Origin of the sequence: Citrobacter sp. MGH100 (assembly GCF_001034465.1) — a bacterium.
Taxonomy (GTDB): domain Bacteria; phylum Pseudomonadota; class Gammaproteobacteria; order Enterobacterales; family Enterobacteriaceae; genus Citrobacter; species Citrobacter youngae.
In genome coordinates this window covers 487164-500170 of the sequence record NZ_KQ089800.1, presented here as the reverse complement: position 1 = coordinate 500170, position 13007 = coordinate 487164, and the positions used below count along the sequence as shown (strand labels likewise).

Sequence of the window (13007 nt, the reverse complement as noted above, 5' to 3'; positions counted from 1 at the left end):
CCCTCACGCTTTTTTTATTTACTGGTCAGCGTGGATGAAGCCGGGTTTTCGCGACGTGATGCCAGCCACAATCCGCTGTTTTTCATCGCATAGCCGAATACCAGACCTAGCGCCAGAGACGGCACAACCAGTTGCCAATCCCCTTGCCCTGCAAACGTTGCGCATGCGCCAATAAACGTGCCTGGCACAAATGAAAGCAGCCATTGCTTTGCCTGGATACACATCATAAATGCGACAATTCCCGTCATGACATAGCCAAGGATGTCCATATGTGGAGCAAGTGCACTACCATTAATAATCACCAACGCCCACACCACACCGCTTAGCAGCGTACACGCCGAGATCCACAGCCCTTTCAGTCCACCTTGTGGGCAGGCAAAATAGGCTGTACAGCCCAGGAAGCCAGCCCAACTGAGTAAACCAAGAGAAACGGCCACCCATCCCCAGAGTCCGGAGAGAATGCCCGTTGTGATTGCAATAGAGAGAAGTATGTTCATGCCGCGCATCTTAGCAGAAAAACGGCATGGTAATGAGATCGTGCACACAATTCATGCAAGATGATGAATTACGTTGCAGTATATAGTGACTTAAATCACATTTATTCGTCTGCATCTTCCTGTAATTCATCCCACATTGCACTAATTGCATCGCGCGTCAGTGGCGCCATAGTTCGCCAGAAAGCGGTATTCGCATGCGCCTCAACTTTACCAAGGAACGTGTCGCACCAGGGAAGCAGGTAGTCAACAAACAAGGTTTCCAGTGCTTCACTCTCATCTTCTGCGGACTGGTCTTCAAGCCAGGATGCCGCCAGCAACAAGGTACCAATATGATCGGCAGGTGTATCCGCAAGCGGCATTCCACGCGCAGACAGGAATGCACGAACATCCGCTTCCTTCGCCCCTTCTACCCAGGCGCTACGATAAGGCGGCACTGAACATTCTTTCCCGACAAACAGCGCGTTGTAATCTGCAGCAAGCTGGGGCATATCACAGCTTTTCTGCAAACGGGCCAACAGCTCATCCTGTTCCAGTGGCCAGTTAGCAGACAGTTTACCTTCGCTAATCAAGGTAAACAGGGGAACCAGTAAAGGGTCCTGCGGTTGGCGGTAAAACAGTGAGCCCAGTACACGGCACAGGATAGAAAACTCGTTCATTGATATATTCCAGTTAGTAACAATTAAAGTTCAGCAAATTCCGCGATAGGCTCCATGCCCCGCGATTCCAGAAACGACAGCAAGCGTTTTGGTGAAACGTTCAGAATTCGGTCTTCCGGGAAGCCCACATCATCCAGAATCTTACGGCATTCACCGAACTCTCCCAACGTGAATGCGGTATGGGAATCTGAACCCAGGGCCACCCAGCCACCTGCATCACGTACTGCCGCAGCCACAGCGCGACAGTTATCTTCACTGCCCTTACGCGAATGCAAAAACGAGGAATTATTGATTTCCAGCGCGACCTGATATTTTGCCGCCGCCTGTGCAATTGCGGTGATATCGACGGGATATTTGGGATTTCCTGGATGGCTGATAATATGCACATTGCCGCTCGCCATCGTGGCGATCATCGCCTGGGTATTCGTGTCTTTATCGTGAGGTGCAAAAACCGGCTCATGGAAGCCTGCAATAATCAGATCGAGTGAGTCAAACATCGGCCCTGAGCAGTCAATTTCACCTTCTATATTCTTAATATTCGCCTCAATGCCGCGCAGGATCCCTACGCCATCTACAACACGCGGCCAAATACGCATGTTAATAAAGTGCCAGTGATGAGGCGCATCCGCCATGTCCGGTCCATGATCGGTAATGGCAAACAGCTTGATGCCTTTGCGATGAGCTTCAGCGATGTAATCACTTAAGGTGCTGTAGGCATGGGTGCTGGCAACGGTATGCATATGCAGGTCAACGGGATACATAACTCTCTCCTGTAGTCGTTTTCCGTCAAGGATAGCAGGTATCGCCGCCATTAATACCCTAAATAATTCGGGTTGTATTTAGTCGAAACCCGGCGCTGGCCGGGTTGACATTGATATCAGTAACCCCGAACGCGATCGACCTGACCGGTAACCGCTTTTCCACTTTCCAGGCTCAGGATTGTACGAGAAATATAATCCACCGCTTCCGCTGGGCGCGTTACCGCAGCAATGTGCGGCGTCATCGCCACACGCGGGTGTTTCCACAATGGGTTGTCTTCTGGTAGCGGTTCTCGGCTATAGACATCCAGCATAGCACCTTTCAGTTTTCCGCTATCCAACGATGCCAGAAGATCGTCTTCATTGAGATGAACACCACGCGCCAGGTTCAGCACATAGGCTCCATCCTGTAATTGATTCAACAGTCCGGCATTAATAATGCCTACCGTTTCTGCCGTATTGGGCAGAAGATTAACCAGCACACGCGTCTGGCTTAAAAATGCACTCAATTCTTCGGTGCCCGCAAAACTTTCCACACCAGGCCAGGATTTACGGGTACGGCTCCAACAGCGCAGTGGGAACCCCCATGCCTGCAGGCTCTCTGCCACTTTAGCCCCTAATACACCAGCTCCCATGATGCCGATGGTAAATTCATCACGGGTGTACTCTTGCAACGGCTGCCACTTCGCCTGGGATTTTAATGCCTGATAATCATCAAAGCGGCGGAACCAGTGCAACACCTGACTCACCGCATACTCCTGCATTTGCAGACCCATACCGGTATCTTCCAGACGGAAAAGTGGAATCGAGGTATCCAGCATCTCCGGGTGTGCTTTAAGCTTACTGAGGATGGAATCCACTCCGGCTCCCAATGCAAAGACAGCTTTTAACTTTCGCCCTGCCAGCATTTCAACCGGCGGATGCCAGACCAGCGCATAGTCGGCATGGGCATTATCACCCGCTTTCCACTCGCGAACGTTAGCGCCAGGGATGGCTTTCGTCAGCGCCTTTACCCACCAGGCCGTATCAAATGTAGGGTGATAGAAAATTATTTCCATATTGTCTCCTGAACATTGTTATGCGGAACATTCTCGCACTTATTATCATCATTTTCCGAGGGAACATCAGATTAGCAAATTTCAGAGTGCTGGCAAAAAAAACAATTCCCGCTCATTTAAGCCCCATGTTGCTTGAAGTTTGTGTAAATGCACGTTTTTTTGAAAAAGTAGATTGACGCCGGGGCGGTATTTCCCCTACATTAGCGCCCGTTCCAGCAGTACAGGAACAACAATATGGTGAGGTGTCCGAGTGGCTGAAGGAGCACACCTGGAAAGTGTGTATACGGCAACGTATCCGGGGTTCGAATCCCCGCCTCACCGCCATATTCGAGAAAGAGCTCGTACGCATGTACGGGCTTTTTTTCGCCTCTGTCCCATACAGACTATCAACCGCCCTCAGAACCCGTCGATGGATCTTCGCTTTCAGTCAGTTCCTACGCCATATATGCATTCCTGACATACACTAGTTAAAACGATAAAAGTGAGGCAACAGGATGATAGCATTCCCGGCCAGCTTACTGATCCTGAATGGAAAAAGTGCTGATAACCTTCCCCTGCGTGACGCTATCGCTCAACTGCGCAATGAGAGTGTCGAAATCCATGTTCGCGTGACCTGGGAAAAAGGCGATGCACAACGTTACGTTGATGAAGCGCTCCGGTTGGGCGTAGCAACGGTGATTGCCGGCGGTGGTGACGGTACCATCAACGAAGTATCCACTGCGCTGATCCACTGTCAGGGGGAGAATGTTCCGGCGCTCGGGATTTTGCCATTGGGAACGGCAAATGATTTTGCTACCAGCGTTGGCATTCCTGAAGCGCTGGACAAGGCATTAAAGCTGGCAATTGCCGGGAATTCGGTAGAGATTGATATGGCGCAGGTCAACGATAAAACCTGCTTTATCAATATGGCGACCGGAGGGTTCGGTACTCGGATCACCACCGAAACACCGGAGAAACTCAAAGCCGCCCTTGGCGGTGTGTCGTACTTTATTCACGGGTTAATGCGCATGGATACGCTGAAGCCAGACAGTTGCGAAATTCGCGGCGAAAACTTTCACTGGCAGGGGGACGCGCTGGTGATTGGTATTGGCAATGGGCGTCAGGCCGGTGGTGGACAGCAACTTTGCCCGACAGCGCTCATTAATGACGGCCTGCTGCAACTGCGAATCTTTACCAGTGAGGAGCTGATTCCGGCACTGCTATCGGCGATAACTCAGTCCGAAGACAATCCGAATATCATTGATGGCACATCATCATGGTTTGATATCCGTGCGCCACATGAAATTACCTTCAATCTGGATGGTGAACCGCTCAGCGGGCAAGAGTTTCATGTTGAAATCCTGCCTGCAGCCCTGCGCTGCAGGCTACCGCCGGGTTGCCCATTATTGCGCTAATCCGACGGCACTCTACTGACATCAGGCAATCGTGACTTTGTTATCCAGATAAACATCCTGGACGGCATTAATCAGCTTCACGCCGTCAGCCATGGTTTTCTTGAATGCTTTACGTCCAAGAATTAACCCCATGCCACCGGCACGCTTGTTAATCACCGCGGTACGTACCGCATCGCTGAGATCGGTTTCTCCGCCGGCCGCACCACCGGAGTTAATGAGTCCGGCGCGTCCCATATAGCAGTTCGCCAGTTGATAACGCACCAGGTCAATCGGGTTATCACTGGTCAACTTGCTATAGACACGATCGTCGGTATAGCCGAAGTTAACCGCTTTATACCCGCCGTTATTCTCCGCCATTTTCTGTTTAACGATATCCGCGCCGATAGTTGCCGCCAGGTGGTTTGCCTGCCCGGTCAAATCAGCCGAAACATGATAATCCACACCGTCTTTCTTAAACGCAGAGTTGCGCAAATAGGCCCACAGTACCGTCACCATGCCCAGCTCATGGGCGCGCTCAAAGGCTGCAGAGATCTCTTCAATCTGGCGGCGCGACTCCTCTGAACCAAAATAAATGGTTGCCCCCACCGCGACCGCGCCCATATTGAACGCTTGCTCCACGCTGGCATACAGCGTCTGGTCAAAGGTATTCGGGTAGCTAAGCGTTTCGTTATGGTTAATTTTCACCAGGAATGGAATGCGATGCGCATAACGGCGGGAAACAGACGCCAGCACGCCATAGGTTGACGCGACGCAGTTGCAGCCCGCTTCAATCGCCAGCTCAACAATATTTTTCGGATCAAAATACAGCGGGTTTGCGGCAAACGATGCCCCAGCAGAATGTTCCACACCCTGGTCTACAGGCAGAATCGACAAATAACCGGTCCCGGCGAGCCGTCCGGTGTTGTACAGCGTCTGCATATTACGCAGCACGGCGGGGGGACGGTTATTGTCAACCATCACGCGGTCGACGTAATCATGTCCTGGCAGGTAAAGTTGGTCAGAAGGAATGGTCATACAACGATGCTGTAAAAGGTTGTCGGCATCTTTGCCAAGCAACTGCGCAATATCAGTCATAGCTATGCTCCCGTAAGTTCCGATTTGATCTCGGAAGTGGATTGTCCTGACCCGCCTGATGGCGGGCAGCAATAAGTCTGGTACTGACTGCGCATTTTTTCCATCTTTAGCGCACTTTTCAGCGATTTCCGCTGGCTCGATTCAGGCATCAAAAAATGATACAGCAGTCAAATTTAGACCATAAAGGTATTTAAAAGGTATTGTTGAGTGGTACTATCCAGACGTACCTTACCTGTCATGAAGGATTTAAAGATGAAAACTACAGTTAAGCTGTCGTTCATGATGTTTGTGGAGTGGTTTATCTGGGGCGCCTGGTTTGTGCCGCTTTGGCTCTGGCTGAGTAAAAGCGGCTTTACTGCTGGTGAAATTGGCTGGTCTTATGCCTGTACCGCCATTGCCGCGATCCTCTCACCGATCTTCGTCGGTTCGATCACTGACCGCTTTTTCTCTGCGCAAAAAGTACTGGCAGTGCTGATGTTTGTCGGCGCGATTTTGATGTATTTTGCAGCGCAGCAGACGACGTTCGGCGGATTCTTTCCGCTATTGCTGGCGTATTCACTCACCTATATGCCGACGATTGCACTAACCAACAGTATCGCCTTCGCCAACGTCCCGGATGTCGAACGTGATTTTCCGCGCATTCGCGTAATGGGCACGATCGGCTGGATTGCTTCCGGCCTGGCTTGCGGGTTCTTACCGCAAATGCTCGGCTATAACGACATTTCACCGACCAACATTCCACTGCTCATTACGGCCGCGAGTTCCGCGTTACTGGGTATCTTCGCTTTCTTTTTACCGGATACACCACCGAAAAGTACCGGCAAGATGGATTTCAAAGTCATGCTGGGTCTGGATGCGCTGATCCTGCTGCGTGATAAGAACTTCCTGGTCTTTTTCTTCTGCTCTTTTCTGTTTGCCATGCCGCTGGCGTTTTACTACATCTTCGCCAACGGCTACCTGACAGAAGTTGGGATGAAAAATGCGACCGGCTGGATGACGCTGGGCCAGTTCTCTGAAATTTTCTTCATGCTGGCACTGCCGTTCTTCACCAAACGCTTTGGCATTAAAAAGGTACTGTTGCTTGGTCTTATCACTGCCGCGATCCGCTACGGATTTTTTGTTTACGGCGGCGCGGAAGAATATTTCACCTACGCCCTGCTATTTCTCGGCATTCTGCTACATGGCGTTAGCTACGACTTCTACTACGTTACGGCCTACATCTATGTCGATAAAAAAGCGCCAGTGCACATGCGTACCGCTGCGCAGGGGTTAATCACTCTCTGCTGTCAGGGATTCGGCAGCCTGCTCGGCTACCGCCTGGGTGGGGTGATGATGGAAAAAATGTTTGCTTATAAAGAGCCGGTGAATGGCCTCACCTTTAACTGGGCTGGCATGTGGGGATTTGGCGCGATCATGATCGCCGTTATCGCCGTGCTGTTTATGATTTTCTTTCGCGAGTCAGACAAAGAAATCACCGCCATTAAGGTGGACGACCGCGATATCGTATTGCAACAAGGGGAAATTAAATGAAAGCAGAACGTATTCTCGGTGCTCTTTATGGGCAGGCGTTAGGGGATGCGATGGGTATGCCGTCGGAACTGTGGCCACGAACCCGGGTAAAAGCTCACTTCGGTTGGATCGACCGTTTTTTGCCCGGTCCGGCGGAGAATAATGCCGCCTGCTATTTCAGCCAGGCGGAGTTCACTGATGACACCTCCATGGCGCTGTGTCTGGCAGATGCCCTGCTCGAGTGCGACGGAGAAATTGTACCCGACGTTATTGGTCGCAATATTCTGGCCTGGGCAGAGCGCTTTGATGCCTTTAATAAAAACGTGCTGGGTCCGACCTCAAAAATTGCGCTCAATGCCATCCGCGATGGTAAGCCCGTTGCTAAGCTGGAAAACAACGGTGTCACCAATGGGGCGGCTATGCGCGTGTCGCCGTTGGGATGTCTGCTGCCCGCGCGCGATCTCGATGCCTTTATCGACGACGTAGCATTAGCTTCCAGTCCAACGCATAAATCGGATCTGGCTATTGCTGGCGCAGTTGTGGTCGCGTGGGCGGTATCACGCGCCATTGATGGCGGTAAATGGTCGGAGATTGTCGACGCACTGCCCGCCATTGCCCGGCATGCCCAGCAAAAGCGGATCACCACCTTCAGCGCGTCTCTCTGTGCACGCCTTGAACTGGCGCTGAAAATCGTCCGTAATGCCGACGGCTTTGAGTCTGCCAGTGAGCAGCTGTATCAGGTTGTAGGTGCAGGAACCAGCACCATTGAGTCCGTGCCTTGCGCCATCGCGATGGTCGAACTGGCGCAGACCGATCCCAATCGCTGCGCCATTCTGTGCGCGAACCTCGGCGGCGATACCGATACCATCGGAGCGATAGCAACCGCCATTTGTGGCGCGCTGCACGGCGTCGGCGCGATTGACCCGGCCCTGAAACATGAGCTTGATGCGGTAAATCAGCTGGACTTTATCCGCTACGCCAGTGGATTACTGCGCCTGCGTGAGCAGCGGGAGGCGCTATGAGCACCGCGCGTCTGCAACAACTTCTCTCGCAGTTACGTACACAGCGGCCAGTAACGGTGGTGGGTGCGGCGGTGATTGATGTCATTGCCGATGCGTATGCTCTTCCCTGGCGCGGCTGTGACATTGAGCTTAAGCAGCAAGGGGTGAACGTTGGCGGCTGCGCGCTCAATATTGCCGTGGCGCTTAAACGTTTAGGTATCGAGGCCAGCAATGCGTTACCGCTGGGTCAGGGCGTGTGGGCCGATATTATCCGCAACCGTATGGCGAAAGAAGGATTGCACAGCCTGATCGATAATGCCGAAGGTGATAACGGCTGGTGTCTGGCATTGGTAGAGCCGGACGGTGAACGCACATTTATGTCCTTTAGCGGCGTCGAAAATCAGTGGAATGCTGACTGGCTGGCACAGCTGGATATCCCGCGTCATAGCCTGGTGTATCTCTCGGGTTATCAGCTAGCGTCCCCGTGCGGTGAATTGCTGGTGCAGTGGCTGGAAGGTCTGGAAGAGGTGACGCCGTTTATCGATTTTGGCCCGCGCATCGGCGACATTCCCGAGCCCTTACTGGTACGAATTATGGCCTGCCGTCCGCTGGTGTCACTTAATCGTCAGGAGGCGAAAATTGCTGCCGAGCGATTTGCATTGAGTCAGGATGTGGAAGGTTTTGGCGCAGAATGGGTGCAGCGTTTCACCGCAGCGGTGGTCGTGCGTCACGATAAAGACGGCGCATGGTATTTCAGCGCACAGACATCTGGCTGCGTACCGGCATTTGCAACGGCGGTCGTTGATACCATTGGCGCAGGTGACAGCCACGCCGGCGGCATGCTGGCTGGGCTGGCATCAGGCTGGTCGCTGGACGATGCCGTCCTGCTTGGCAATGCGGTAGCATCCTGGGTGGTGGGTCACCGCGGCGGCGACTGCGCCCCCTCACGCGAGGCGTTACTCCTCGCACACAAAGACGTATAGGTCGCTTCGACAGTAACTGATACTGTATTCAATAGGCCGTTGCTGCTGATCAAGCGCTACCTGCTTGATCACCAGTACCGGCACTTTGCTGTCCATCTGGATATGTGACTGAAACTCGGCGTCCGGCATCCGCGCGCTAACGCGTGAGCGTGTGCGCTGTGGAAAGATATGCTGGCTGCGGAAATAGTCGTACAGGGAAACGCCAATGGCATCCACGTCATGGATAAGATGAGCGGGTACCCATGATTCTTCAATAGACACAGCATCTTCATCAACATAGCGAATGCGCTTGAGCAAGAAGACCTCACTGCCGACAGCAATGGCCAACTGCTGAGCCACCTCTTCCGGGCAGGGCACCACGCGTTTATTCACCCACAGCGTATCCGGCTTTTTACCGCGTAACACTACCTGTTGTGAAAAACCGCGCGCTTCTTTGAGCGAATACTCGAAGATGTTATTGATTTGCGTCCCGTAGCCACGCGCACGCGTCACCACCCCCTCTTCTTCCAGCGCCTGCATCGCTTTGCGCACCGTAATGCGTGAAACGCCGGTCAACTGGCTGAGGTCGCGCTCGCCAGGCAGGATATTGCCATGCTCCAGGATCCCACTGCGCACGGCGTTCTTAACCGTTTGAGCGAATTTCATATACAGCGGCGTGTTGTCCGCCGCTGAAATACGTTCATTCAGTTGCGCAATAAGCTGGGTATGCGCTTGTTCCATTTATCTTTTTCCTGGCAGCCGTTTCTGCAGCCAGTATACCATTTCTGCTCATCACCACCACGCGTGGAAATGATGCACCGGACCAATCCCCTCGCCCACTTCCAGCGTATCCGCCTGCGCCAGCGCCGCAGAGAGCCACAACTTAGCCTCCTGTACCGTATCAGCCCAGTTAACATGGCGTGGACGCAGTGCCGCCAGCGCTGCTGACAACGTGCACCCCGTTCCGTGCGTATTTTTTGTCACCACCCTTGGCGCGGTGAAACGCTGTTCGCCATCGCGGGTAAACAGCCAGTCAGGGCTTTGCTCATCATCAAGATGACCCCCTTTCATTAATACCGCCTCACAGCCCAGCGCCCGCAACGCGCGCCCCTGCTCTAACATTTCCTGCTCCGTTCGGGCATGCGATGCCCCGAGCAACGCCGCCGCCTCCGGCAGATTAGGGGTAATAATCGACACTTGCGGTAACAGACGGGTACGCAGCGTTTCAACCGCAGAGGAAGACAATAGCGGATCGCCGCTTTTTGCCAACATTACCGTATCCAGTACGACGTTTTGTACCCGATGACGCTGTAAACGTTCGGCAACGGCTTCGACAATATCGGTTTCTGCCAGCATGCCGATTTTGGTGGTATCGATGCGCACATCGCTGAACACCGAGTCCAGCTGTGCAGCAACAAAGTCAGGTTCAATGCGATACACCGACTGCACCCCACGCGTATTTTGTGCCACCAACGCGGTAATAACTGAGCAGCCGTATGCGCCAAGCGCCGAGAAGGTTTTTAAATCGGCCTGAATACCCGCGCCACCGCTTGGATCGGTTCCGGCGATCGTTAATGCGTTAATCCGTTTCATGCTTGCTCCTGGGCGTTCAGGTTATAGAGAGCGTCGAGAAATGCCGGAACAAAACTTCCCGGTCCCGTCGATTGTTCAGTGGCGCGTTGTCCGGCTTGCTTCATCCAGCTACAGGCAGAAGCAACATTATTCAACCGGTCGCCCTCCAGGGCGCAACTGGCTGCGACTACCGCTGACAATGCACAGCCGGTGCCCACTACGCGCGTCATCAACGGGTCACCGCCGCTCACGCAGACGGTACGCTGACCATCGGTAACATAGTCAACTTCGCCGGTCACCACGACAATGGTTCCAACCTGGCGTGCCAGTGTTTGTGCTGCCGGAAGGGCTACCGCTGGCGTATCAGTCGTGTCTACACCGCGCCCCACTCCGTTCATCCCCGCCAGCGCAAGGATTTCTGAGGCGTTACCGCGAATAGCCGCTGGCTGTAGCGCCAGTAAATCCAGACAGAAGCGACGACGAAACGCCAGTGCGCCCACGGCAACGGGATCGAGCGTCCAGGGGGTTTTCGCCTGCTGCGCCTGTTCAACGGCGGCACGCATTGCCGTTGCCCGCGCCTGAGTCAGTGTCCCAACATTAATGAGCAGCGCCTGGGCAATAGCAGCAAACTGGCTGGCTTCCTCAGGTTCGATCACCATCGCGGGCGATGCGCCAAGTGCCAGTAACGTATTGGCAGTGAAGCTTTGCACAACCTCGTTGGTCATACAGTGAGTGAGGGGGGAAAGCGTTCTAAATTGGTGTAAGGTGTGGGCCGCAAGTGCGCGGCTGTGCAGGTCAGGCTGCATGGTTCAGCTCCTGCCCGCGTGAAAGAAGGGACACGAGCAGTGTCAGACTTCCCTACGCTGGCATTATCCAGATCAGGTGGTACGGGTATTTCTCAGCCTTCACCAGGAAGGGCACCCCGAGTCGTTGAAACACAAATATGATATTCAGGTTTCAGCAACAGGATACTGTCTGCACGCCATGTTGTAAATTGCAGGCCAACATTGCCTACATATCTGCACTTCATTTACACTTTTTACGAAATAACTGGGGTACACACAAAATAGTGCTTGTCAGATATCCTGTAAGCCAGAAATGATACACGACTGATTTTGATGACCCGAAGAGGTAGAAAGGATGGGTATGAAAAATAAAATGTTGCTGGGCGCACTTCTGCTTGCGAGCAGCGTCGTCTGGGCCGCGCCAGCCGCAACAGCAGCCCCCACCGGTATCGATAAGTATGAGCTGAGCAGCTTTATTGCTGACTTCACCCATTTCAAACCCGGTGACAAGGTTCCACCACTGTATCTCACCGAAGAATACACCATTAAGCAGTGGAATCTGCGCAACCTGCCCGCACCGACGCCAGGCACCCACTGGACCTACATGGGCGGCGCGTATGTGCTGGTCAATGATGCCGACGGTAAAATCATTAAAGCCTACGACGGCGAGATTTTTTATCATCGGTGAAGGTATTTAATTAAAATGAAGAACACGTACTGTCCAATGGGCAATTCGTGTTCTATTTTTTATAAAAAAATCAATCATATGCAATAGTAAAAACAACCTTGCTTTGCACTTTCCCTGTTCGTAATGATTCACCATTAATTCGTACATACCTGGCACTAACTATAAAATCATAAGGTTTATCAACAACCCCCATCTTTTTTATTCTTTTTAAAACAGAGCCATTTTTTAGGGGGATACTGGTATCTGAACCACTGTAGATATTAAACCCCACACCTTGCGCACCATCAGGTAAAGTATTTTTTAGTGTAAGTCCATCATCAGACCAATCGCCAGAAGAAATTTTAAGTGTTACCGGGTTTGTTGCTACACTATACACACCATTACATTCTAGCTTTAATGTATCAGAAACATTTCCTCCATATCTACCTGCCTGTAAATCATTTATAGAAATGTTAGGTAATGTAATAGAATAATCAGACTGTAGGAATTTACACGTTGTAGGTTGGTGCGTTACATTAAAGGTTATACTTTGTGCAAATGAAGCATTAAGCCCAAAGCATGCATAAATATTTGGCCAACCGCAGCTAGAACTTGATGAAAATACAATCGCATCAGAAATAGTAAAGGTGTTCACATTTGAAGACCTCAGATTTACATTACCAGGAGCGTCGACATACTCCATCTTAAGTACAATGTTTTTTGTATTAAATAAACTTGCCGCCGAATATTGCCTTCCGATTATAGATGAACTTGGCGTATCTATCGGGAAATTACCTTCAACAAATGCATTTAACTTTATGTAGATTGGTTTCTCACCTGAAATATCATATAGCTCAACTATGTAATCTTGTAACGCATTGATCACATACATTTTATCAGAAGATAAATAACAAGTGAAATATCCATCAAAGTTCGTATTGAATTTTTGAGAACTCGCTCCATCTGTTAAGGTAACACTAATATTATTACTATTTTTTTGTGAACCATTGCAAGTTGCATAAGCCATCATAGGAAATAACATGATTAATATTATAAGATATTTTTTCATCTACC

At 51.6% G+C, this 13007-nt stretch carries 14 protein-coding genes, 1 tRNA gene and 1 riboswitch; of the genes, 6 read left to right on the top strand and 9 right to left on the bottom strand.

The annotated features are described in order from the left end of the window. Positions 1-14 precede the first annotated feature (14 nt). From SK32_RS02320 to ghrA, 4 genes are all read right to left on the bottom strand, one after another. Positions 15-497, bottom strand: a complete 483-nt coding sequence (locus SK32_RS02320) for a DUF1097 domain-containing protein (protein ID WP_048211203.1) — start codon at positions 495-497, stop codon at positions 15-17. Between the two features lie 101 nt (positions 498-598). Then, a complete protein-coding gene (locus SK32_RS02315; protein ID WP_048211202.1) occupies positions 599-1153 on the bottom strand; it encodes a TorD/DmsD family molecular chaperone in 555 nt (184 codons plus the stop codon). A 23-nt stretch (positions 1154-1176) separates the two neighbouring features. Then, positions 1177-1914 (bottom strand): phosphatase, encoded by a 738-nt coding sequence (locus SK32_RS02310; RefSeq protein ID WP_048211201.1) that lies wholly within the window; start codon positions 1912-1914, stop codon positions 1177-1179. A 116-nt stretch (positions 1915-2030) separates the two neighbouring features. Further along, on the bottom strand, positions 2031-2969 hold the full coding sequence (gene ghrA / locus SK32_RS02305; RefSeq protein ID WP_048211200.1) for a glyoxylate/hydroxypyruvate reductase GhrA: 939 nt from the start codon (positions 2967-2969) through the stop codon (positions 2031-2033). 236 nt (positions 2970-3205) lie between these two features. Here ghrA and SK32_RS02300 point away from each other — a divergent pair. After that, positions 3206-3293 (top strand) — tRNA-Ser (locus SK32_RS02300). Positions 3294-3463: 170 nt separating this feature from the next. Then, positions 3464-4363 (top strand): lipid kinase YegS, encoded by a 900-nt coding sequence (gene yegS, locus SK32_RS02295; RefSeq protein WP_048211199.1) that lies wholly within the window; start codon positions 3464-3466, stop codon positions 4361-4363. A gap of 21 nt (positions 4364-4384) precedes the next feature. On the opposite strand, the gene fbaB is transcribed toward yegS, so the two are convergent. Then, a complete protein-coding gene (fbaB, locus tag SK32_RS02290) occupies positions 4385-5437 on the bottom strand; it encodes a class I fructose-bisphosphate aldolase (protein ID WP_005129139.1) in 1053 nt (350 codons plus the stop codon). A 252-nt stretch (positions 5438-5689) separates the two neighbouring features. On the opposite strand from fbaB, the gene SK32_RS02285 reads away from it, so the two are divergent. Genes SK32_RS02285 through SK32_RS02275 form a run of 3 tightly spaced genes read left to right on the top strand, consistent with a single transcriptional unit; the run spans position 5690 to position 8930 of the window. Next, entirely contained in the window at positions 5690-6967 is a 1278-nt protein-coding gene (locus tag SK32_RS02285) for a nucleoside permease (protein ID WP_048211198.1), read from the top strand. Beyond that, positions 6964-7968, top strand: coding sequence for an ADP-ribosylglycohydrolase family protein (locus SK32_RS02280; protein WP_048211197.1), 1005 nt, complete (start codon positions 6964-6966; stop codon positions 7966-7968). Before SK32_RS02285 ends, SK32_RS02280 begins: the two co-directional genes overlap by 4 nt. Beyond that, positions 7965-8930: a PfkB family carbohydrate kinase gene (locus SK32_RS02275; protein WP_048211196.1), complete on the top strand. Its 966-nt coding sequence runs from the start codon at positions 7965-7967 to the stop codon at positions 8928-8930. The genes SK32_RS02280 and SK32_RS02275 overlap by 4 nt, the downstream gene beginning before the upstream one ends. Here SK32_RS02275 and SK32_RS02270 read toward each other — a convergent pair. The 3 genes from SK32_RS02270 to thiM are packed head-to-tail and all read right to left on the bottom strand — an operon-like array spanning position 8904 to position 11287. Continuing rightward, positions 8904-9650 (bottom strand): GntR family transcriptional regulator, encoded by a 747-nt coding sequence (locus SK32_RS02270; protein ID WP_005129153.1) that lies wholly within the window; start codon positions 9648-9650, stop codon positions 8904-8906. The two genes, SK32_RS02275 and SK32_RS02270, sit on opposite strands and share 27 nt — an antisense overlap. Before the next feature lie 51 nt (positions 9651-9701). Next, complete coding sequence (gene thiD / locus SK32_RS02265) at positions 9702-10502, bottom strand: bifunctional hydroxymethylpyrimidine kinase/phosphomethylpyrimidine kinase (protein WP_048211195.1); 801 nt, start codon at positions 10500-10502, stop codon at positions 9702-9704. Further along, positions 10499-11287 (bottom strand): hydroxyethylthiazole kinase, encoded by a 789-nt coding sequence (gene thiM, locus SK32_RS02260; protein ID WP_048211194.1) that lies wholly within the window; start codon positions 11285-11287, stop codon positions 10499-10501. Before thiM ends, thiD begins: the two co-directional genes overlap by 4 nt. A gap of 32 nt (positions 11288-11319) precedes the next feature. Beyond that, positions 11320-11416, bottom strand: a riboswitch (TPP riboswitch). A gap of 205 nt (positions 11417-11621) precedes the next feature. Between thiM and SK32_RS02255 the strand changes: the two genes are divergently transcribed. Beyond that, positions 11622-11954, top strand: a complete 333-nt coding sequence (locus SK32_RS02255) for an RcnB family protein (RefSeq protein WP_086523387.1) — start codon at positions 11622-11624, stop codon at positions 11952-11954. Between the two features lie 70 nt (positions 11955-12024). Here the strand turns inward: SK32_RS02255 and SK32_RS02250 are convergent, their stop codons facing one another. Continuing rightward, positions 12025-13002, bottom strand: a complete 978-nt coding sequence (locus SK32_RS02250; protein WP_048211193.1) for a fimbrial protein — start codon at positions 13000-13002, stop codon at positions 12025-12027. Between the last annotated feature and the right edge of the window lie 5 nt (positions 13003-13007).